This is a genomic window from Streptosporangium sp. NPDC050148, assembly GCF_055586505.1.
On record NZ_JBVJIA010000046.1, the window covers coordinates 33,428 to 53,726 of the forward strand.

At 73.4% G+C, this 20,299-nt stretch carries 22 protein-coding genes and 1 pseudogene; 10 read left to right on the plus strand and 13 right to left on the minus strand.

The window, feature by feature from the left end:
- The first annotated feature begins 434 nt into the window (after positions 1-434).
- On the plus strand, positions 435-1,892 hold the full coding sequence (locus tag ACZ6RT_RS34000) for an MFS transporter (RefSeq protein ID WP_470158056.1): 1,458 nt from the start codon (positions 435-437) through the stop codon (positions 1,890-1,892).
- 67 nt (positions 1,893-1,959) lie between these two features.
- On the opposite strand, the gene ACZ6RT_RS34005 is transcribed toward ACZ6RT_RS34000, so the two are convergent.
- Together ACZ6RT_RS34005 and ACZ6RT_RS34010 are read right to left on the minus strand one after the other, a co-directional pair.
- Positions 1,960-2,244: a DUF1540 domain-containing protein gene (locus ACZ6RT_RS34005; RefSeq protein ID WP_344906431.1), complete on the minus strand. Its 285-nt coding sequence runs from the start codon at positions 2,242-2,244 to the stop codon at positions 1,960-1,962.
- A 330-nt stretch (positions 2,245-2,574) separates the two neighbouring features.
- A complete protein-coding gene (locus ACZ6RT_RS34010) occupies positions 2,575-3,810 on the minus strand; it encodes a saccharopine dehydrogenase family protein (RefSeq protein ID WP_399196599.1) in 1,236 nt (411 codons plus the stop codon).
- 191 nt (positions 3,811-4,001) lie between these two features.
- On the opposite strand from ACZ6RT_RS34010, the gene ACZ6RT_RS34015 reads away from it, so the two are divergent.
- Complete coding sequence (locus tag ACZ6RT_RS34015; RefSeq protein ID WP_399196598.1) at positions 4,002-4,484, plus strand: cation:proton antiporter regulatory subunit; 483 nt, start codon at positions 4,002-4,004, stop codon at positions 4,482-4,484.
- Between the two features lie 8 nt (positions 4,485-4,492).
- Positions 4,493-5,650, plus strand: coding sequence for a cation:proton antiporter (locus tag ACZ6RT_RS34020; protein WP_399196597.1), 1,158 nt, complete (start codon positions 4,493-4,495; stop codon positions 5,648-5,650).
- A 93-nt stretch (positions 5,651-5,743) separates the two neighbouring features.
- Here the strand turns inward: ACZ6RT_RS34020 and ACZ6RT_RS34025 are convergent, their stop codons facing one another.
- On the minus strand, positions 5,744-6,175 hold the full coding sequence (locus tag ACZ6RT_RS34025) for a MarR family winged helix-turn-helix transcriptional regulator (protein ID WP_399196596.1): 432 nt from the start codon (positions 6,173-6,175) through the stop codon (positions 5,744-5,746).
- Positions 6,176-6,256: 81 nt separating this feature from the next.
- Between ACZ6RT_RS34025 and ACZ6RT_RS34030 the strand changes: the two genes are divergently transcribed.
- Positions 6,257-6,667 (plus strand): organic hydroperoxide resistance protein, encoded by a 411-nt coding sequence (locus ACZ6RT_RS34030; RefSeq protein ID WP_470158058.1) that lies wholly within the window; start codon positions 6,257-6,259, stop codon positions 6,665-6,667.
- Between the two features lie 27 nt (positions 6,668-6,694).
- Here ACZ6RT_RS34030 and ACZ6RT_RS34035 read toward each other — a convergent pair whose 3' ends face one another.
- The gene (locus tag ACZ6RT_RS34035; protein WP_399196594.1) at positions 6,695-7,057 is read right to left on the minus strand and encodes a DUF2203 domain-containing protein; all 363 of its coding nucleotides are present in this window, start codon (positions 7,055-7,057) and stop codon (positions 6,695-6,697) included.
- Between the two features lie 100 nt (positions 7,058-7,157).
- The gene (locus tag ACZ6RT_RS34040) at positions 7,158-8,423 is read right to left on the minus strand and encodes a serine hydrolase domain-containing protein (RefSeq protein ID WP_470158060.1); all 1,266 of its coding nucleotides are present in this window, start codon (positions 8,421-8,423) and stop codon (positions 7,158-7,160) included.
- A 65-nt stretch (positions 8,424-8,488) separates the two neighbouring features.
- On the opposite strand from ACZ6RT_RS34040, the gene ACZ6RT_RS34045 reads away from it, so the two are divergent.
- Entirely contained in the window at positions 8,489-8,980 is a 492-nt protein-coding gene (locus tag ACZ6RT_RS34045) for a MarR family winged helix-turn-helix transcriptional regulator (protein ID WP_470158061.1), read from the plus strand.
- Between the two features lie 37 nt (positions 8,981-9,017).
- Here ACZ6RT_RS34045 and ACZ6RT_RS34050 read toward each other — a convergent pair whose 3' ends face one another.
- From ACZ6RT_RS34050 to ACZ6RT_RS34075, 6 genes are all read right to left on the minus strand, one after another.
- A complete protein-coding gene (locus ACZ6RT_RS34050) occupies positions 9,018-9,860 on the minus strand; it encodes an amidohydrolase family protein (RefSeq protein WP_470158063.1) in 843 nt (280 codons plus the stop codon).
- A 63-nt stretch (positions 9,861-9,923) separates the two neighbouring features.
- Positions 9,924-10,742: an MBL fold metallo-hydrolase gene (locus tag ACZ6RT_RS34055; protein WP_470158064.1), complete on the minus strand. Its 819-nt coding sequence runs from the start codon at positions 10,740-10,742 to the stop codon at positions 9,924-9,926.
- A gap of 149 nt (positions 10,743-10,891) precedes the next feature.
- Complete coding sequence (locus ACZ6RT_RS34060) at positions 10,892-12,154, minus strand: PP2C family protein-serine/threonine phosphatase (protein WP_470158066.1); 1,263 nt, start codon at positions 12,152-12,154, stop codon at positions 10,892-10,894.
- A gap of 336 nt (positions 12,155-12,490) precedes the next feature.
- A complete protein-coding gene (locus ACZ6RT_RS34065; RefSeq protein WP_399196588.1) occupies positions 12,491-13,309 on the minus strand; it encodes an SDR family oxidoreductase in 819 nt (272 codons plus the stop codon).
- Between the two features lie 156 nt (positions 13,310-13,465).
- On the minus strand, positions 13,466-14,326 hold the full coding sequence (locus ACZ6RT_RS34070; protein ID WP_399196587.1) for an LLM class F420-dependent oxidoreductase: 861 nt from the start codon (positions 14,324-14,326) through the stop codon (positions 13,466-13,468).
- Between the two features lie 215 nt (positions 14,327-14,541).
- Complete coding sequence (locus ACZ6RT_RS34075; RefSeq protein WP_470158068.1) at positions 14,542-15,936, minus strand: cation:dicarboxylate symporter family transporter; 1,395 nt, start codon at positions 15,934-15,936, stop codon at positions 14,542-14,544.
- Between the two features lie 86 nt (positions 15,937-16,022).
- On the opposite strand from ACZ6RT_RS34075, the gene ACZ6RT_RS34080 reads away from it, so the two are divergent.
- The 3 genes from ACZ6RT_RS34080 to ACZ6RT_RS34090 all read left to right on the plus strand — a co-directional run bounded on the left by ACZ6RT_RS34080 (position 16,023) and on the right by ACZ6RT_RS34090 (position 18,960).
- Positions 16,023-17,726, plus strand: a complete 1,704-nt coding sequence (locus tag ACZ6RT_RS34080) for a sensor histidine kinase (RefSeq protein ID WP_470158070.1) — start codon at positions 16,023-16,025, stop codon at positions 17,724-17,726.
- Positions 17,723-18,394, plus strand: coding sequence for a response regulator (locus ACZ6RT_RS34085; RefSeq protein ID WP_470158072.1), 672 nt, complete (start codon positions 17,723-17,725; stop codon positions 18,392-18,394). The genes ACZ6RT_RS34080 and ACZ6RT_RS34085 overlap by 4 nt, the downstream gene beginning before the upstream one ends.
- Positions 18,395-18,477: 83 nt before the next feature.
- On the plus strand, positions 18,478-18,960 hold the full coding sequence (locus ACZ6RT_RS34090) for an STAS domain-containing protein (RefSeq protein WP_470158073.1): 483 nt from the start codon (positions 18,478-18,480) through the stop codon (positions 18,958-18,960).
- On the opposite strand, the pseudogene ACZ6RT_RS34095 reads toward ACZ6RT_RS34090, so the two are convergent.
- Together ACZ6RT_RS34095 and ACZ6RT_RS34100 are read right to left on the minus strand one after the other, a co-directional pair.
- Positions 18,946-19,050, minus strand: a pseudogene (locus ACZ6RT_RS34095) (HGxxPAAW family protein); the annotation flags it as partial. The gene ACZ6RT_RS34090 and the pseudogene ACZ6RT_RS34095 sit on opposite strands and share 15 nt — an antisense overlap.
- A gap of 22 nt (positions 19,051-19,072) precedes the next feature.
- The gene (locus tag ACZ6RT_RS34100; protein ID WP_399196582.1) at positions 19,073-19,519 is read right to left on the minus strand and encodes a MarR family winged helix-turn-helix transcriptional regulator; all 447 of its coding nucleotides are present in this window, start codon (positions 19,517-19,519) and stop codon (positions 19,073-19,075) included.
- 79 nt (positions 19,520-19,598) lie between these two features.
- Between ACZ6RT_RS34100 and ACZ6RT_RS34105 the strand changes: the two genes are divergently transcribed.
- Together ACZ6RT_RS34105 and ACZ6RT_RS34110 are read left to right on the plus strand one after the other, a co-directional pair.
- Positions 19,599-19,781, plus strand: a complete 183-nt coding sequence (locus ACZ6RT_RS34105; protein ID WP_470158075.1) for a hypothetical protein — start codon at positions 19,599-19,601, stop codon at positions 19,779-19,781.
- A gap of 122 nt (positions 19,782-19,903) precedes the next feature.
- A complete protein-coding gene (locus ACZ6RT_RS34110) occupies positions 19,904-20,110 on the plus strand; it encodes a DUF5302 domain-containing protein (RefSeq protein WP_344906494.1) in 207 nt (68 codons plus the stop codon).
- Positions 20,111-20,299 lie beyond the last annotated feature (189 nt).

A 20,299-nucleotide genomic window follows, 5' to 3' on the forward strand; every position in this document is an offset into this window, starting at 1 on the left:
CTCCGGCCCTGAGTTCTTCCGGGGCCGGGGCTCCCCGATCCGGGACTCCCCCGGCGCCGGGAGCGTTCGGCGCCGGGGGCTCGGGCCGGAAGGGCCCCGGCCTCGTGGGAGGGAGCGTTCAGGGCGGGCCGGGTACGGCGGGCGGCGAGGATGCCGCCCGCCGTACCTTTTCCCATGCGCCTGCCGCGTTCCCTCCCCGCGGACCCACCGCCCCCTTCTCGCCACCCCACCGCGACCCTCTTCACGAACCCACCGCACTTCCGCACCACGCCCCCGGAGCCGGGCTCGTGATTCGGATGTCCGCAAGGGGTAGGTAGGGGCTGCCGAGCACGGAGCCCGGCCGTCGGCGCGGAGAACGAGGTGGTCACGATGGTCTTCGGCCCGTCGCCCGTGTCGCCGGGGCCGTGTCGCGCCGCTCTCCCCCGCGTGCGCGGATGAGCGGCGGATCGCCGGGCACGGCCGCCACCCGGGATCCGGAGGGTGCGGACCCGCGCCGGTGGAAGGCGCTGACCGTCTGCCTGGTCGCCGGGTTCATGACCCTGCTGGACGTCAGCATCGTCAACGTGGCCCTGCCCGCCATCCGCACCGGGCTGGACGCCTCGCAGAGCGCCCTGCAGTGGGTGGTGTCGGGCTACGCGCTCACCTTCGGGCTGGCGCTGATCCCCGCCGGGCGGTTCGGCGACATGTACGGCCGGCGCAACGCGTTCGTCCTCGGCGTCGTGCTGTTCACCCTGGCCAGCGCGGTCGCGGGGATCGCCGGTGACGCGAGCTGGCTGGTCGTGGCGAGGCTCGTGCAGGGCGTGGCGGGCGGGGTGATCAACCCGCAGGTCAGCGGCCTGATCCAGCAGCTCTTCCGGGGGGCCGAGCGGGGCCGGGCGTTCGGCATGCTGGGCACCGTCATCGGCGTGTCGACCGCGATCGGCCCGCTGCTCGGCGGGGCGCTCATCCATCTGGGCGGCGGCACCGACGGGTGGCGGCTGGTGTTCTACGTCAACGTGCCCATCGGCATCCTGGCCGTGGTGCTGGCGTACCGCTACATCCGGCCTCACGTTCCCACCGGGCGCGCCCGGGAGAGCACCGACCCGGTGGGCGTGCTGCTGCTGGCGGGCGGGATCACGCTGGTGCTCCTGCCGCTCGTCGAGGGGCAGGAGTGGCACGGCGCCGGGAAGTGGGTCTCGGCCGCGGCCGGGTTGGTCGTGCTCGCGGGGTTCGCGGCCTGGGAGCGCCGCTACGGGCGGCACTCGACGCCGGTCGTCGACCTGTCGCTGTTCCGCAGGCGCTCCTACGCGCTGGGCGCGCTGATCGGCGCGCTCTACTTCGCCGGGTTCACCGCGATCTTCTTCATCCTGACCCTGTACCTGCAGAACGGGCTGCACTACTCGCCCCTGGAGGCGGGCCTGGCCACCACGCCGTTCGCGGCCGGGTCGGCGGTGGCCGCCGCCCTGGGCGGCAGGCTCGTCACCCGGATGGGCCGCCCGCTGGTCGTGGCCGGTCTGCTGCTGGTCGCGGTCTCGCTGTGCGTCACGGCGCTCGCGGTGTGGCTGGTCCCCGGCGAGCACGTGGCCTGGGCGACCGCGCTGCCGCTGCTCGCCGCTGGCCTGGGCAGCGGGCTGGTGATCTCCCCCAACCAGACGCTGACGCTGTCGGAGGTGCCGCCCGCCATGGGAGGCGCCGCCGGTGGGGTGCTGCAGACCGGTCAGCGGATGGGGGCGGCCCTCGGGATCGCGGCGATCGGCTCGGTGTTCTTCGCCGAGGTCGCCTCGTCCGGAGGTGACCAGGCCACGGCGTTCCGGCACTCGCTGCTGGTCACCGTGGCCTTCGTGCTGGTGGCGCTGGTCGTGGCCGTCGCCGACGTGGTCGTCGACCGGCGGGCCCGGACGAGCTCTCCCTGAGGCCCGGCCGGGGACGCGGCGCCGGGGCGCCGTTCCAGGTCCGCCCGTGTCGCCGGGCGGGTACGGATCAGGCGGGAGCGTAGGTCAGGCAGTCGATGTCCTTCTGCGCGTACCCCACGACGATGCCGGAGGCCTGGCACTCGAACTGGACGTTGTGCTGGCAGTTGGACATCTTGCAGGCGCCGACGTGACCGGTGGCGCTCGGGTCGCCGCCCTTGGTGGAGACCCTGAAGAAGGTCTCGCACTCGGCGTGGGTGCTGTTGCCGACCGTGATGGCCAGCGCGTGGCAGGAGTGGTCGGTGTTGTACGCGCACGCGTCGACCTGGCACTCGTTGACTGCGGGCATCTGCATGGTGAAGCCTCCTGAGGCTGGGGCCGGTCCCGGGATCGGCCGGTCGCCCCGGGCTCTGCCACCCGGGAGCCTGTCCGGCGTACCACCCGGCGGCCCGGCGTGTCCCGGTGGGTATTACCGCCCTCCGGTCCCGTCCGCCGGGTCCCGATCACGGTCCCCGGCGTCCGTGGCCGGACGTGACGCGGCCCGTGCCCGCTCGTGAGCACGGGAGCTACCCCGTCTCATACCTCGGCCGGGGTGCCCTCACGCCCATGCCCGTGCCAAGTCTTCCCCTCCGGCGAACCCCGGCGACCCCCGGGCGCCCTCCGGTGACCCCGGTGAGCAGGGCGTTCACCGGCCGGGGGCCTGCCCGCGCGAGTCGCTCAGCACCCTGAACGTGATGCCCGCGCGCCGCAGGCGCCCGATCAGCGCGTCGCCCATCGCCACGGCGGTGGTCACCTGGCCCGAGACGTCCGGCAGGTCGTCGCTCGCCAGGCAGAGCGCGGCCTCGCCGAGCATCCTGGCGGTCTCGGTGTAGCCGGGGTCGCCGCCCGCGACCTCGGTGACGACGCGCGCCCCGCCGCCGCGGCCGAGGAAGGTGACCTTGAACCAGTTCCGGGCCCGGCGCTCCGGGGTGGGCCCGGCGCCCTGCGGGAAGCGGCTCAGCAGCAGGGAACGGGCCGGGGGGACCTGGGCGAGCAGGGCCAGCGTGCCCATGCCCGCGGCGAGGCCGAGCGCGGCCGGCAGGCTCCTGATCGCGAAGTGGTGGCGGTAGGTGAAGTCGGGGCCGTAACGCTCCAGCGCGCGGGCCGAGCGGGCGACGACCTGCGGGTCGAGCGTGGGCAGCGGCAGCGCCCAGCCCCCGACGTAGCGGACCGTGCCGGGCCCGCCGCGCGCCCTCCTGGGAGCGGGCGGCGGCACGGGGTCCACCGCGCGGTCCGCCGCCGGGCCCGCGACGAGCCGGGGTTCCGGCACGCGTTCGAGCTCCTCCCGGACCCGCGCGGCCTCGCCCGCCTCGCGGAGCCGGGAGGCCGCCAGGACGGCGGAGTGCACGGTGCCGCCCGAGACGGCGCCCGAGGCCCGGACGAACCCGTCCACCTCCAGCGGTACCCCCTCGGGCAGGTGGCCGACCGTGAAATAGGCGCCCAGGTCGTGCGGGATCGAGTCGAACCCGCAGGCGTGCACGAGCTTGGCCCCGGTCCGCCTGGCCCGCTCGTGGTGCCGGATGAACATCCGGTCGACGAACTCGGGCTCGCCGGTGAGGTCGGCGTAGTGGGTGCCCGCGTCGGCGCAGGCGGCCACGAGCGGCTCGCCGTAGGTCAGGTAGGGGCCCACGGTGGTCGCGACGACCCTGGCCTGCCGGGCGATCTCCGTCATGGAGGCGGGATCGGTCACGTCGGCGAGCAGCAGCGGCAGCCCGGGCAGGCCGATCCGCTCCCTGACCGCCTGGAGCCTGGCCCGGTCGCGTCCGGCCAGGGCCCAGCGGAGCCCTGGACCCGCGGCGCGCGCGAGGTAGTCCGCGGTGAGCCCCCCGGTGAAGCCGGTGGCACCGAACAGCACGATGTCGTACGGGCGGTCGTCGGCCATGCGTGCGGCTCCTCGTCACGAGATCACGTACGGCCACAGTAATCGCCTCCCGCCCGGAGCGCCGCGACAGGGGACGCCGGGGCCCGCGGGGTGTCCGTGCTGACCGCGCACCTCATGGGTGGCGTTGGTAGGTTCTGTGCAGGGTCGTGCTCCGGAGAGGCCGGGGCACGCACGCGTGAAGGGCTGGAACGGTGGAGGTCGAGCAGACGGCACTGCCCGGAATAGGACTGCGGCACGAGTTCACCACGCGGTCGGGCAGACGCATAGGACTCGTCTCGCACCGCAACGGCCGCCGCGACCTGGTGATCTACGACCGCAACGACCCCGACCGGGCCTGCGAGACCGTCAAGCTGAACGACGAGGAGGCCGACGCGCTCGCCGAGCTGCTCGGCGCGCCGCGCATCGTGCAGCGCCTCAACGCCCTGCACCGCGAGGTCGAAGGGCTGGTCAGCCTGCAGCTGCCGATCGCGCCGGGCTCGCCGTACGCCGGCCGGCCGATGGGTGACGCGCGCGTGCGCACCCGCACCGGGGCCTCCATCGTGGCCGTGGTGCGCGAGGGACAGGTGTTCGCCAGCCCCGCGCCCGACTTCGAGCTGGCCGAGGCCGACGTGGTGGTCGTGGTGGGCAGCCCGGAGAGCACCTCCGCCGTGTCCGACATCCTTTCCGGCGGGTAGGTCAGCGGGTGCACACGGCGATCCTCTTTCTTGAGCTCGGCGCCGTTCTCCTCGGGCTGGGCATCCTCGGTGCCCTGGCCCTGAGGGTCGGCATCTCCCCCATCCCCCTCTATCTCATCGCCGGTCTGGCCTTCGGCACCGGCGGCATCCTCCCCCTGGCCACCAGCGAGGAGTTCATCTCGGTCGGCGCCGAGCTGGGCGTCATCCTGCTGCTGCTCACCCTGGGCCTGGAGTACAACGCCGACGAGCTCGTGACGAGCCTGAGGAGCAACGCCCGCGCGGGCGTGGTCGACCTGGTGCTCAACGCGGCGCCGGGCGCGATCGCCGCGCTGCTGCTGGGCTGGGGTCCGGTGGCGGCCATCGCCATGGCCGGCGTCACCTACGCGACCTCCTCGGGCATCACCGCCAAGGTCCTGTCCGACCTGGGCTGGATCGGTAACCGCGAGACTCCGGTGGTGCTGTCGCTGCTGGTCTTCGAGGACCTCACGATGGCGATCTACCTGCCGGTCCTGACCGCGGTGCTGGCCGGGCTGAGCCTCGCGAGCGGCGCGGTCACCGTGGCGATCGCCCTGGCCGCGGTCAGCGTCGTGCTGGTGGTCGCGCTCCGCTACGGCAGGGCCATCGAGGCGTTCGTCTCCAGCCCCAACTCCGAGGTGCTGCTACTGAAGGTCATCGGGCTGGCGCTGCTGGTCGCCGGGGTGGCCCAGCAGCTCCAGGTCTCGGCCGCGGTCGGCGCCTTCCTGGTGGGCATCGCGCTCTCGGGCGAGCTGGCCGAGGACGCCCAGGCGCTGCTCACCCCGGTACGCGACCTGTTCGCCGCGGTGTTCTTCGTCTTCTTCGGCCTGCAGACCGACCCGACCAAGATCCTTCCGGTCGCCGGGCTGGCTGCGCTGCTCGCCCTGGTCAGCATGATCACGAAGCTGCTCACCGGCGCGTACGCCGCGCGGCGGGCCGGGATCGCCAAGGCGGGGCGGGTGCGGGCCGGGATCGCGCTCATCCCCCGGGGCGAGTTCAACATCGTCATCGCCGGTCTGGCCGTGGCCGCCGGGGTCCACCCCGACCTCGGCCCGCTGGCCGCCACGTACGTGCTCATCCTGGCCGCCTTCGGCCCGCTGGCCGCCCGGCTGGTGCAGCCCCTCATCACCGCCATCGCCAAGCGCGCCTGACCCGGCCGGTCCGTTCCCCGCCGGTCCCGGCCCGCCCTTGCCGCGTCGTGTCGCGCACGGGGGCGTACACGGCCGGCCGGGAGCGGGCCGGGGTCAGCGCGACGAGGCGTCCAGGGAGGCGACGACCCGGCGCAGGGTGCGCTGCAGCTCGGCGACCTCGGCGGGCTCCAGGCCCGCGGCCCGGAAGATGTGCTCGGGCACGTCGCAGGCCCGCTCCTCCAGGGCCTCGCCCTCGGGGGTGAGGCCCACCAGCACGGAGCGCTCGTCGGCGGCGCTGCGTTCGCGGCGCACCAGGCCCGCGGCCTCCAGCCGCTTCAGCAGCGGTGACAGGGTGCCCGAGTCGAGCCTGAGGGCGAGCCCGAGCTCCTTGACCGTCACCGGCCCGCGCTCCCACAGGGTCATCATCACCAGGTACTGCGGGTAGGTCAGGCCCAGCTCGCGCAGCACCCCGCGGTAGACGGCGTCCAGCGCCCGGGACGCGGCGTGGACGTCGAAGCAGACGAGGTCCTCCACGGAGAGTTTCACGGTTCCGAGTGTACCGGATTTGACTGTGTCCTATTAAGTTACGCACAATCAAATGGTTCGCAACAGATGAAGGGGATCACGATGAGTACGCTCTACACCGCCATCGCCACTGCCAACGGCCGGGAAGGGCGGGCGGTCTCGTCCGACAGGCGTCTCGACATGGCCCTCGCCCCGCCCAAGGAGCTGGGCGGCTCCGGCGAGGGCACCAACCCCGAGCAGCTGTTCGCGGCCGGCTACGCCGCCTGCTTCGCCAGCGCGCTCCAGCTCGTCGGCCGCAGGCACAAGGCCGACGTCTCCGAGGCCTCGGTGACCGCCGAGGTCGGCCTCGTCCCGTCGGGCGAGGGCTTCGGGCTCGCCGTGACGCTCCGCGTCGAGCTCCCCGACGCGCTGCACGGGGAGGCCGGCACCGCCCTGGTGGAGGCCGCCCACCAGGTCTGCCCCTACTCCAACGCCACCCGCGGCAACATCCCGGTGGAGCTGGTGGTCGAGTAGACCCCGCCCGGAGGGGACCCGCGGCGGTCAGGGAAGGGGCCTGCGCCCCGCGAAGCCGAGCTCGTCACGGTGGTACCAGGCCAGCTCACGGTCCCCTTCGAGCCAGCACAACCGCACCCGCATCCCGTCCAGCACCGCGGGGAAGTCGACCAGCAGCGGCGCGACGCCCTTGACCTCGATGCCCCGCTCCTCGAACCAGCCCAGGATCTCCTCCAGCCTGGCCTCGTACGCCTTCGCCTCCGCCAGCCCACCGGCCTCGGAGGTACCGGTGGTGCGGAGCTCGTGCGCGAGCTCGGCCAGCTCGCCCCGCATCGTCACGAACGCGTCGGCCCGCTCCAGCAGCACGGGCATGAGCGCCCGCGCCTCCTCGACGGTGAAGGTCCTGTCCACCCCAGCACGCTAGCGCGTGCCGCCGCCACGACCGGAGGTGGGGCGGCACGTGGGCGTGGCACGTCCCCGCGACCGGGCCCAAGCCGTCCGGAGGTCCCGGTCACAGCCGGTCGTAGAGCGCCTCCAGGATCGGGGGCCAGCGCGGGTCGGGGCCCGCGGGGGCGGTGATCGTACGGCTCGGCGTGTAGGCGAACCCGATGCCCGCCACCGGGTCGGCGAAGGCGAGCGAACCGCCCGATCCGCTGTGCCCGAACGCCTCGGCCCGGGGCGCGAAGGGGCGTACCTCGTTGGGGAGCATGTATCCCAGGCCGAAGCGGGTCCGGCCGCGCAGGACCTCGTCGAAACCGTCGCTGTGCGCCGTGGTGGCACGCTCCAGCGTCCCGGGGTCGAGCAGGTCGCCGGACAGGAGGGCGCCGTAGAGGGTGGCCAGGGCCCTGGCGGACGCGTGGCCGTTGGCCGCGGGGATCTGGGCGGCACGCCAGCGCCCGGTGTTCACCAGCCCGGGCACGAGCTGGTCGGCCGGGTTGAGGAACGCCTTGGCGGTGACCGACGCGGGGTCCGCCATCGCCTCGGCCAGCGGGGATCCTCCCGGCCCGGTCGGGCCTCCCGGCGTGGGCGGGCCCTCCGGCGCGGACGCGCCTCCCCGGATGGACGGGCCTTCCTGGGGGGACCGGCCTCCCTGGGGGGACCGGCCTCCCTGGGGGGACCGGCCTCCCTGGGGGGACCGGCCTTCCGCCGACGAGCTCTCCGGGGTGGGCGGGCTCTCCGGGGGGAGCACGAACGCCGCCCGGTGCGCGTCGTGCCGGGGAAGGCCGATCCACAGGCCGGGGACGCCCAGCTCCCCGGAGAGGCCGGAGACGAGGTCGCGGATCTCCCGGCCGGTGACCCGGCGGAGCAGCTCGCCGACCAGCCAGCCGAACGTGACCGCGTGGTAGCCGTGCCGCTCCCCCGGCGTCCACCAGGGCTCCTCGGCGGCCAGCGCGCTCGTCATGGCGTCCCAGTCGTAGAGGCTCCCCGGCGGCAGCGGGGAGCGGATCGCGGGCAGCCCGGCGCGGTGGGAGAGCAGCTGGGCGACGGTGGCCCGCGCGGTGAACTCCGGCCAGTAGCGGGCCACCGGCGCGTCGAGGTCGAGGAGGCCGCGCCGCGCGCACAGCAGGGCCACGGTCGCGACGACCCCCTTGGAGACGGAGAAGACGTTGACCACCGTGTCGCGCCGCCACGGACGGGTCCCTCCCTCGTCGGCCGTACCGGCCCAGACGTCCACGACGAGGCGGCCGCCCGCGGCGACGGCCAGGGCGGCGCCTCCGGGGCCGATCCCCTGCCTGAACGCCTCGACGACCGGGGTGAACGCCGGATCGCAGAACATGACCCCTCCCTCATTTACTCAACCATGGTTGCGCAACCTTGGTTGAGTATTGGACGGTGGGACACATGACGTCAAGCCCCGCCGATCCCGGTGCGACCGGGGACCTCACCCTGCTCTTCACCGCCCTGGCCGCCGCCTGCGACGCCGAAGTGCGCGGGCGCATGGCCGCGGCGGGACACGCCGAGGTGCGCACGGTGCACGGCTACGTCTTCCAGCACCTTCTCGGCGGCCCGGTCCGCGTGAGCGACCTGGCCGGCCTGCTCGGCATGACGCCGCAGGGCGCGTCCAAGGTCGTGACGGAGATGGAGCGGATCGGCTACCTCACCCGCAGGACCGATCCGGAGGATCAGCGGGCGCGCGTCGTCGAGCTCACCGGGCACGGCAGGGACGCCGTCGACGCGGGCCGCAGGGCGCGCGCCGCCGTCACCGCCGAGCTCCGCGCGGTCCTGGGCGAGGCGGCGGCGGACGATCTGCTGTCGTCCCTCGACCGGCTGGCCGACCACACGGGGGCCATGCGCGAGCTCCTCGCCCGCCGCCTCCGCCCTCGTCCCGGGTGAGCTCCCCCGCGCCGGCACGAGCGGACGCCGGGAGCCGTCAGTCCCCGATCCGGTAGAAGCGCGTGGCCGTGCCGCCGAGGACGGCGGCGCGCTCGGTCTCGGCCAGGCCCGCGAGCAGCACCCCGGTCTCGCGCCACACCTTGGCGTAGTCCCCGGCGAGGACGGCCACCGGCCAGTCGCTGCCGAACATCAGCCGGTCGGGGCCGAAGACCTCCAGCGCGTGGTCCACGTAGGGGCGCAGGTCCTCGGCCGTCCAGGTCCCCGCGTCGGCCGCGGTGTTGAGGCCGGACACCTTGGCGTACACGTTCGGGTGCTCGGCGGCGCGGGCGATGAGCGACGCCCACGGCTCCCACCCCTTCTCCCTGATCGGCGGCTTGGCCAGGTGGTCGACGACCAGCCGCAGCCCCGGGACGCGCTCGGCCAGCACCGGCACGTGCTCCAGGTGCCTGGGCAGGACCGCGACCACGTCGAACGGCAGCCCCGCCCCGGCCAGGAGGCCCAGGCCCTCGACCACCGGGTCCCGGATCAGCCAGTCGGGGTCGGGGTCGTCGTGGATGAGGTGCCGGACCCCGGCGAACCTCGGATGCCGGCGGTAGCGCTCCAGCGCCCCGGCGGCCTCGTCCGGGCGGTGCAGCGGCACCCAGCCGACCACGGCCGCGACGAAGTCGTGGGCGTCCGCCTGCGCCAGCATCGCGTCGGTGTCGGCGTAGGTGTCGGCGGCCTGGACCAGCACGGTCCGCTCCACCCCCGCGGCGGCGAGCTGCGGGAGGAGCTCCTCGGGGGCGAAGGTGCGGTGGATCGGGCCCGCCTCCGGCGTCAGCCAGGGGTAGGAGCCCGTCTCCAGGTTCCAGAAGTGCTGGTGGGCGTCGACGACGGCCATCCGCCGCTCCTTCTCGATCGGTCGTCCGGGCCCGCTCACGCTAGGGCCGTCCCGGAGGGCACGTCAACGCTGCGGCGGGCCGGGCAGCGGGTGGCTCTCCCCCCTGGCCAGGTAGACGACCCGGGCGCCGTTGCCGTCCCGCTCGACCTCCTCGCGGAAGTCGGACAGCGGGGAGCTGAAGACGCCGTAGTCGTCGTAGTGCACCGGCAGGACGCGGCGTGGATTGATCATGGTCACCCAGTCGGCGCCCTGCCGTCCGTCCATCGTCACCATCACCATCCCCAGCAGTTTGGTGCCGCCCAGGTGGACGATGCCGACGTCGATGTCGGGGAAGCGACGCGGGATGGCGTCCAGCTCCCTGCCCATCAGCGTGTCGCCGCTGACGTGCAGGCGCAGGCTCACGAGCCCGCCGGGGTCGGCGAACTCCAGCATGCTTCCCATGACCGGCGGCATGAGGGCGTTCATCACGCCGGGGCCGTGCCGCGCGGGCAGCGAGGTGATCCTGACGGAGCCGCCCGGGCCCCGCAGCTCGTGGTCACGCCAGGTGTTCAGGCCGACCGCCTCGCCGAAGCCCTGCCGCTTCAGCTTCCGCGCGGCGTGCGGCGTGGTGACGACCGGCAGGCCCTTGTCCAGCCCCCTGCGGGCCACCCGGTCCCAGTGGTCGCCGTGCATGTGCGAGAGCAGGACGGCGTCCAGCGGCGGGAGACGGTCGACGCTCAGCGCGGGTTCGGTCAGCCGCCGGGTGGACAGGCCGTAGCCCAGGTAGGCGCGCTGGCCGCGGTGCAGGAAGTTGGGGTCGGTGAGGATGGTGAACCCGTTGTAACGGATGAGGGTGGTGGCGTTGCCGATGAACGACACGCTCGCCTCGTCCCGGTCGGACATACCGCGGCTCCGTGTCAGGTCGATGGGATGGGGTGGGGAGAGAGCGAGTCATGCCCCGACGCCCCGGAGTCACACCTCGCCCGTCTCATCCCCCGGCATCCCGTACGCACACCTCGCCCGTCCCTCCCGCACCCCGGCCGGCGGCGCGGTCAGTTCGGGGTCAGCGTGCGGTAGGTGTTGCCGTGCCACTCGACCAGCAGCACGGTGGCGTCGTCCTGGAGCTTGCCGTCGTGGTACTCCAGCACGTGGTGGATCAGGCGGCGCAGGGTCTCGGAGACCGGCAGGCCGTCGGAGTGGTGGCGGACGATGAAGTCGACGAAGCGCTCCAGCCCGAACTCCCGGCCCTCGCGGTTGCGCGCCTCGGTGACGCCGTCGGTGTAGAGCAGCACCCGGTCGCCGGGCTGCAGCTGCTCGCGGCAGACCGTGACGGGAAGGTCGAAGTCCAGGCCCATGGGGTGGGCGGGCGGGCAGCGCAGGGTGGTGACCGTGCGGCCTCCCCGGATCACCACCGGCGGGTGGTGGCCGCGGTTGATCCAGCTGAGCATGCCGGTGGGGACGTGCAGTTCGGCCAGGATGGCGGTGACGAACCGGGTCGCCCTGCCGAACTCGGCGATCAGTACCTTCTCGATCTCCTCGCTGTTGGCGGCCAGGTCCATGCCCTGGCGCCGGTTGTTGCGGCAGGCGGCCAAGGCCAGGTTGGCGGTCAGCCCGGCCGAGACGTCGTGGCCCATCGCGTCGAAGATGCCCAGGTGCAGCAGGTCGCCGCCGACGGCGTAGTCGAAGGCGTCCCCGCCGACCTCGTAGGCCGGTTCCAGCGCGGCGCTGACCACCACCTCGGTGTTGGCGAAGGTCAGCGGCGGCATCAGCGTCCACTGCATCTCCGCGGCCACGTGCATCGGCCGGGTGCGCACCAGACGCGCGTAGGAGTCGCTGTGGGCCCGCTTGCTGGCCACGATGAGCGCCATCGCCGCGGCCAGCGCGCGCATCGCCTCCCGGCCCGCCTCGCCGATGTCGGCCGGGGCCTGGACGCGCAGCATGCCCAGGCGCTCGGTGCCGTCCAGCAGCGGCATCCACCAGTGGCCGGTCCCGGCCTCGTCGTCCTCGTCGCCGGGCCGGAAGAGCACCCGCGACTCCTGGAATCCCCGCCCGGCCAGCGTCGCGTCGATGCGCAGCTCGTGGGCGTGCCCGTCGATCTCCTCACCGGCGTCCTTGCCCCGGCCGGTCAGCAGCCGGAGCACCTCCTGCTGCAGGTCGGCCAGGTAGATCAGCACCTCGCCCAGACCGGCGTGCGCGGCGTGCTCGACGACCAGGGCGGGCAACTCCTCCAGCGCGCTCAGATGGCTGGCGGTGAGGAGCCCGGTGAGCATCCGGGCGGTACCGCGCTGGACGCCCGGCTCGTCATGTACGTCCATCCGTGACCACCCACGTCTCTTCACGCTCCGCACACACCGGATCGAGTATGCGGCAGCGGGGGTACCGGTTCGGCACTCTTGAGCGCACCGCCCGGAATCACTGTACGGGCCCGCCCCCGCGTCCGCGGGGGCACCACGGTACCGGCGCGGGGAGACCGCGCCGGTACCGGGTGCGAGGGACGGACCGGCCCGCGGGAAAGCGGCCTGCGTCGCCGCTGACGCCCGTGCCGTCGAGACGGGGTGCGAGGGACGGACCGGCCCGCGGGAAGGCCGTCACCGCACGCGGAGGGCGGACCGTCCCGGGGACGGCGCCGGTACGCCGGTACCGGGTGCGGATCAGCCCTCGCGCCACTCGCCCGACTTCAGGGCACCACCCGCCTGCGGGCCCATGAGCCCCAGGCCGCCGTCCACGAACAGCGAGGCGCCGGTGACGTACGACGAGGAGGGGCCGGCGAGGAAGGTGACGGCGGCGGCGACCTCGCGGGCGTCGCCGGGCCGGTCGATGGGGTACCCGGGACGGCTGCCGGGCTCCGGCAGCTCGTCCTCCTGGCCGGTCATCGGGGTGGCGATCTCCCCGGGGGCGATGTTGTTCACCGTGATCCCGTACGGGGCCAGTTCCAGGGCGAGCACCCGGGTCAGCATGCGCAGGCCGCCCTTGGCCGCGCAGTACGGTCCCGAGCCGACCCTCGGGTGCTCCTCGTGGACGCTGGTGACGTTGACGATGCGGCCCCCGCGGCCGGAGGCGACCATGCGGCGGGCGGCACGCTGGGCGCACGTGAACGCTCCGTCGAGGTCCACCGCGATCACCGACCGCCACTCCTGGAAGTCCATCTCCAGCAGTGGCGTGCTGCTGCCGGTCCCGGCGTTGTTCACCAGGACGCCGAGGCCGCCCAATTCCTCGGCCAGCTCGTCCACGGCGGAGGCGGCCTCCTCCGGCCGGGTCAGGTCCTGCCGGCGCACGGCCGCCGTACGGCCCAGCTCACGGACCAGCTTCGCGGTCTCCTCGGCCCCGTCCTGGTCGGAGTGGTAGGTGATGCCCACGTCGAAGCCCTCTTCGGCCAGCGCCACCGCGCTCGCCCTGCCGATGCCGGAGTCCGCTCCGGTGACGATCGCGACCCGGTCGTAGCCGGATGGAGATATGGGTGCTCTGCTCATGACGAACCGCTTTCCTGGGAGTACCTGCCGTCCCGGCCGGGACGTCCGCGCACGGCGGGCCCGGCCCGGACGATGTCCGGGAACGCGATGTCTCCCCTGGAGAGGACCCCTTAAACGGGGGCGCTCGGGGGGCAGGATCGGGGACGTCCCCGACGTCTATGCCAGGGCGGCGCCCAGGCGGCGCCACTGCTCGCGCGGGAAGGCGTCCGGATCGGCCGTGAGCACCTGCAGGGCGACGTGGTCGGCCCCGGCGGCGCGGTGCTCGTCCACCCTGCGCCTGACCGCCTCCTCGTCCCCCCACGCGATCAGGGCGTCGAACAGGCGGTCGCTGACCGACTCCAGGTCCTCGGGCGAGAAACCCAGGCGCAGCAGGCTGTTGGCGTAGTTCGGGAGGGTGAGATAGCCCCGCAGCCAGTCGGTCCCGATCGCGCGTGCCTCGTCGGCTCCGGAGCACAGGATCACCGTCTGCTCCGGAAGGACGAGCGGGCCCTCGCCCAGCGCCTCGCGGGCGAGCCGCGTGTGGCCGGGGGTGACGAGGTAGGGATGGACCCCGCGCGTCCTTTCCCCCGCGAGCCGGAGCATCTTCGGGCCGAGCGCGGCGAGGACCCTCCTGCCGGTGGGCACGGGGGGCTCCGCCGCGTCCAGACCGTCGAGGAACGTCTCCATGGCCGCCATCGGCCGCCGGTACCGGCCGGCCTCGGCCTGGTCGACCAGCGGCGCGTGGCTCACCCCGATCCCCATCAGGAACCGGTCGCCGTGGGCGGCCGACAGCGTCGCGTACGAGGCCGCGGCCTCGGCCGGGGTGTGCATCCACAGGTTCAGGATGCCGGTCGCGACGACCGTCCGGCGGGTCGCCGCCAGCAGGTGCTCGACGGCGTCGAACAGCGCCCCTCCGACGTCGGGGATCCACAGGGCGCCGAAGCCCAGCTCCTCCAGCTCGGCCGCCGCCTCGGCGGACTCGGCCGGGTCCCCGTACCGCAGCTGGGTGCTCCACACGCCCACACCAGAGAGATTCATCGCGACCTTTCCGTTTCCCAGGACGCCGGCCGGCACCGCGTGGCGTGGTGCCGGGACCACCGGGACGGCCGCCGCGCACCGAGGTACCCGGGTGCCCGCCGTCCCGCCGGTGCCCCGGCCCGCGGCTCCCGCGGGCCGCCGGCGTGGTGTGCCGGCACGGTGTGCCGGTGGCGGCGAGGTGCCACCGGCGGCACCGTACCCGGCTCGGGCAGGTTCTACGCGGGCGAGAGCGCCGGGTCGCCTGAGCGGGTCGCGGGCGGCGGGGTGTCCCCGTCGTCACCGTCGTTCCCGTCGCCGCCGTCATCGCCGTGGTCGCCGTGGTCGTCGTCCAGCAGGGTCGCCTCGTCGAACGGCGCCCTGCCGGCCAGTACCTCCTCCGCGCGCTCCCGGTCGAACTCGCCGGTCCAGGTGCCGACCAGCACGGTGGCGACCGCGTTGCCCGCGAAGTTGGTCAGCGCCCGCGCCTCGGACATGAAGCGGTCGATGCCGACGATCAGGCCGACCCCGTCCACCAGGTCGGGGCGGTGCGACTGCAGGCCGCCCGCGAGGGTGGCCAGGCCCGCGCCGGTGACCCCGGCGGCGCCCTTGGAGGCGATCATCATGAAGACCAGCAGGGAGATCTGCTCGCCGAAGGAGAGCGGGGCGCCGGTGGCGCTCGCGATGAACAGCGTGGCCATGGTCAGGTAGATGGCGGTGCCGTCCAGGTTGAAGGAGTAGCCGGTCGGCACGGTGATGCCGACCACGGGCCTGCTGACGCCGAGGTGCTCCATCTTGGCGATCAGGCGGGGCAGCGCCGACTCCGACGAGGAGGTGGACAGGATCAGCAGGAACTCCCGGCCCAGGTAGCGCAGCAGGGAGAACAGGCCGACCCGGGCCACCAGCCACAGCAGCGGGCCGAGCACCACGAACACGAAGAGCAGGCAGGTCAGGTAGAAGGCGAGCATGATGACGCCGAGGCTCCTGAGCGCGTCCATGCCGGTGGCGCCGACCACCGCGGCCATCGCGCCGAAGGCGCCGACCGGGGCGGCCCACATGATCATGGCGAGGATCCGGAAGACGAGCCGCTGGACGTGCGTGATGCCGTTCAGGATCGGCCTGCCGCGCTCGCCCATGGCCTGCAGGGCGAACCCGGCCAGCAGCGCGACCAGGAGGGTCTGCAGCACCTCGCCGGAGGTGAGCGCGGAGACCAGCGTGGTGGGGATGATCCCGAGCAGGAACGTCACCGTGTCGCTCTCGCCGCCCTTGGCCGCCTCGGCCCCGGCCGCCTTGCGCAGCTCGTCGGTGAGCTGGAGGCCCTGGCCGGGGTCGATGAGGTTGCCGACCAGCAGGCCGATGCCCAGCGCGACGGTCGACATGGCCAGGAAGTAGCCGAGCGCGAGCCCGCCGACCCGGCCGACCTTGGCGGCCCTGGTGACGGAGCCGACGCCGAGCACGATGGTGCAGAAGATGATCGGGCTGATCATCATCTTGATCAGGGCGACGAAGGCGGTGCCGATCGGCTTGAGCTCCTTGGCCAGATCGGGGGCCACGAGCCCGACGGCGATACCGGCGACCACGGCGACGATCACGGCGATGTAGAGGTAGTGCGTTCGATCCCGGGCCGCGCTCATGCGTGCCTCCCGTTCTGGATGAGAATCCGGTCGAGCGACTATGAGCCGGTGCTGTGATCTAAGTCACCATTGCGTACATTTCGTTCGTGGACTTGTGGATGCTTCCCCGCCGCGTGCGCGGCTGGAGCCTGGCCGTGCGCGGCTGGAGCCTGGCGCGGCAGATGCTGGCGCTGCAGATCGTCGTCGTGGGCGTCACCGTGGCCGGTGGCGCGTCGCTGGCCCTCCTGCAGACGCGGGACCTGCTCGTCGAGGAGGCCGCCGGCACCGCCAGGGCGGTGACGGTCAGCGTGGCCGACTCCCCCTCCGTGCTGGCCTCCCTCGGCGACCCGTCGGCGCTGCAGCCGTACGCGGAGCGGGTCAGGAGGGAGACCGGGGTCGACTTCATCACGATCATGAGCCTGGACGGCGTGCGCTACACGCACCCCAACCCGGCCCAGATCGGCCGTCGCTTCCTGGGCACCACCGCGCCCGCCCTGGCGGGGCGGACCTTCACCGAGACCTACACCGGCACGCTCGGCCCCTCGGTGCGCGCCGTCGCCCCGGTCCGCGACACCGGCGGCCGGGTCAGGGCCCTGGTGAGCGGGGGCATCACGATCGACAGGATCAGCGTCAGGCTCCGCGACCAGCTCGCCGGGGCCCTGCTGATCGGCGGGCTGGGCCTGTCGGTCGGCGGGGCCGGCACCTACCTGGTCGGGGCCCGGCTGCGGCGCCAGACGCACGGCATGGGCCCGGCCGAGCTGAGCCGGATGTACGAGTACCACGACGCGATCCTGCACGCCGTACGGGAGGGGCTGCTGCTCGTCGACGCCGAGGGGCGGGTGACGCTCTCCAACGACGGCGCGCGCGAGCTGCTGGGCCTGACGGGCGAGCCGGCCGGGCGGCACGTCACCGAGATCGGCCTTCCCCCGTCGCTGGCCGAGCGGCTGGCGACGGGCGAGAACCGTACCGACGAGATCCACATGACCGGGGAGCGGACACTGGTGGTGAACGCGGCGGTGGTCCGCTCGGGCAACCGCTCGCTGGGCACCGTGGTCACCCTGCGCGACCACACCGAGCTGCAGTCCCTCGCCGGGCAGCTGGACGCCGAGCGCGGGTTCGCCGACTCCCTGCGGGCCGCCGCGCACGAGTCGGCCAACCGGCTGCACACCGTCATCACCCTGGTCGAGCTGGGCCGTACCGAGCAGGCGGTGGAGTTCGCGACCGCGGAGATCCGGGCCGCGCAGCAGCTCACCGACCGGGTGGTGGGCGCCGTGCGCGAGCCGGTGCTCGCCGCGCTGCTGCTGGGCAAGAGCGCCGAGGCCGCCGAGCGCGGGGTGGAGCTGGCGATCACCCCCGACAGCGAGCTGGGCGACCTCGGCCTGGACACCCGCGACCTGGTGACGATCGTCGGCAACCTGGTGGACAACGCGGTGGACGCGGCCATGGCGGGTACCCGTCCCGCGCGGGCGGAGGTGCGGTTGCGCGCCGACGAGACGACCTTCGTGATCGACGTCTCCGACAGCGGCCAGGGGCTCGACCCGGCCAGGACGGCCGACGCCTTCCGGCGGGGATGGACCACCAAGGGCGACGGCCGCGGTCTCGGCCTGGCCATGGTCGGGCAGGCGGTCCGCCGGGCGGGCGGGACGATCGCGGTCGGCGGGACGGACCCGGGCGGCCACGGCGACGACGGTGACGGCCACGGACGCGGCCACGGTGACGGCCACGGTGACGGCCACGGTGACGGGCACGGCCACGGGCACGGCGCGGTGTTCACCGTGCGGCTGCCGCTGAACGGGAGGGAGGCCCCATGATCTCGGTACTGGTCGTGGAGGACGAGGAGATCACCGCCGAGGCGAACCGGGTCTTCGTGGAGCGGGTGCCCGGCTTCCGGGTGGAGGGGGTGGCGAGGTCCGGCGGTGAGGCGCTGCGCTTCCTGCGCCGCCGCCCAGTGGACCTGGTCCTGCTCGACCTCTACCTGCCCGACATGCACGGGCTGGAGGTGTGCCGGGCGCTGCGGGCCGCGGGGGTGATGTCGGACGTCATCGCGGTCACCTCGGCGCGCGACCTGTCGGTGATCAGGTCCGCGGTCTCGGTGGGCGTGGCGCAGTACCTGCTCAAGCCCTTCACCTTCGCCGCGCTGAACGAGAGGCTCACCCGCTACGCGGAGTTCCGGTCGTCGGTGGAGGGGGTGGGCGAGGCCAGCGGCCAGGACGAGGTGGACCGCGCGCTGGCGGCGCTGCGGAACCCGGCGCAGGGCCCGCTGCCCAAGGGAATGACGCAGGCCACCCTCGACGCCGTCCTGGCGGAGCTGCGCGCGAACCCCGGCGGCCTGTCGGCCCAGGCCGCCGGAGCGGCGATCGGCGTCTCCCGGGTGACCGCCCGCCGCTACCTGGAGCACCTGACCGAGAGCGGGATCATCCGCCGGGTGCCCCGGTACGGTGGGGTCGGACGGCCCGAGTTGCTCTATCGGATCATCTGAGGCCGCTTCTCCGGGGCATCGCGTCCCCGGAACTGGTAGGAAAAAGACAGCCCGCCCTGTCCCCGCGGGCGAAGGAGCCCAGCATGACCTTTTTCACGATCTCATCGAGCCTGCTCGGGACGGCGCTGGTCGTCCGGGTGCTCGGGGAGCTCGACTACCGGCACGCCCCCACCTTCCGCGGAGAGATGGACAAGGCCTGGGAGGCCGGCACGCCCTCCATGGTCGTGGTCGACGTCGGTGAGATCACCTTCTGCGACTCCACCGGGGTCGCCCAGCTCATCCAGGTGCTCCGGCGGAGCCGCTCCCAGGGCTTCGGCCTGGCCCTGGTCGGCCTGCACGGAGTCCTGGAGCGGATTCTCACCATCACCGGCCTGCGCTCGTCCTTCGGCGTCTTCGCCACCGTGGAGGAGGCGCTGGCGTCCGGTGGATCGGCCTCAGCGCTGGTCCATCGGAGCCCGGGGGGCGTCGATGATGACGTCCGAGAAGATGTCCACCATCAGGGCGATCACGCCGCCGACCGCGACGATCCCGGCGCCGATCCAGAAGAACGTCCAATTGGGGCCTAGGCACAGCGCCACGCCCCCGACGGTGAACCCCAGCAGGATGACGATCACCGCGAGCCAGGACTTGGGGCTTCCCCCGTGACTACCGGCCATGAGCCTTTCCTCTCCACGTGAGTCAGTGATGCGCGCCGCCGGCCGCGGCGATCACCCGGGTCAGCGACCGGTGGAGCTCCTGTAGCTCCTCCAGGTCCATCCCCAGGCGCTCGGCGATCGCCGGCGGGATCCTCTCCGCCTCGTCCCGCAACCGGAGGCCCTCCGGGGTGAGCGTGACGGCCAGGACACGCTGGTCCTGGCCGTCCCGTCGCCTCCGGACGTAGCCGACGGTCTCGAGACGCTTCAGCAGCGGGGACAGCGTACCGGGGTCGAGGTGCAGTAGCTTGCTCAGCTCCTTGACGGACAGCGGTGCCCGCTCCCAGAGGGCGAGCATGACCAGATACTGCGGGTGGGTCAGCCTCATCGGTTCCAGCAGCGGCCGGTAGAGCGCGATGACGTCACGCGAGGCGACCGCCAGGGCGAAACAGACCTGCCGCTCCAGGCTGAGGGCATCGATCACGTCCCTCATCACCTCTCATCTGAACATAGTAGGATATTTAACGCACAAATGATTATCGCCCCAAGCATCGGCGAGCAAAGGATCCCCCATGTTTCACAAGAAGCCGATCGAGGAACGGATCGCCGAGCGCCAGGCCGGGAGGCCGGCCCTCAAGGAGGGCCGGCACTTCGAGCACGGCCCGGCCAAGTTCGTCTTCGTCTTCGTGCTCGTCTTCGTGGTGGTGGGCCACCTGGCCGGCCTGCTGCTGCTGATGGCCCTGGACGTGCACTGAGGCGGACGGCCGCCCTTCCTCTCACAGCCGAAGCTACGGTGCCACCCGGACGGTATCCGGGTGAGAGAATGACGATCCTGTTGGTCGGGGTTGGACCGCCCGCCAGATCAGGAGGTCTGTAGATGTCTGACGTCACACCGGAGCCCCAGAGCTCCGACGAGAGTTCCGACGACGAGCTGAAGCGCAAGTTCCGCGAGGCACTGGAGCGCAAGAAGCTCGCCGAGACGGACGCGGGTTCCGGGGGCAAGGGGAAGAACTCCTCGAAGATCCACGGTGCCCACGGCCCGGCTGCGGCCAAGCGCTCCTTCCGCCGCAAGAGCGGCGGCTGAGCCGCCTTCCGGATCAGGGGCCTTCCGGATCGATCGTCTTCGGGGACGGGGGCCTTGCGGGCCGGGAGCGGGATCGCCCGGCCCGTCTCGTGAACCGGGGGGGGGGGGGGGGGGGGGGGGGGGGGGGGGGGGGGGGGGGGGGGGGGGGGGGGGGGGGGGGGGGGGGGGGGGGGGGGGGGGGGGGGGGGG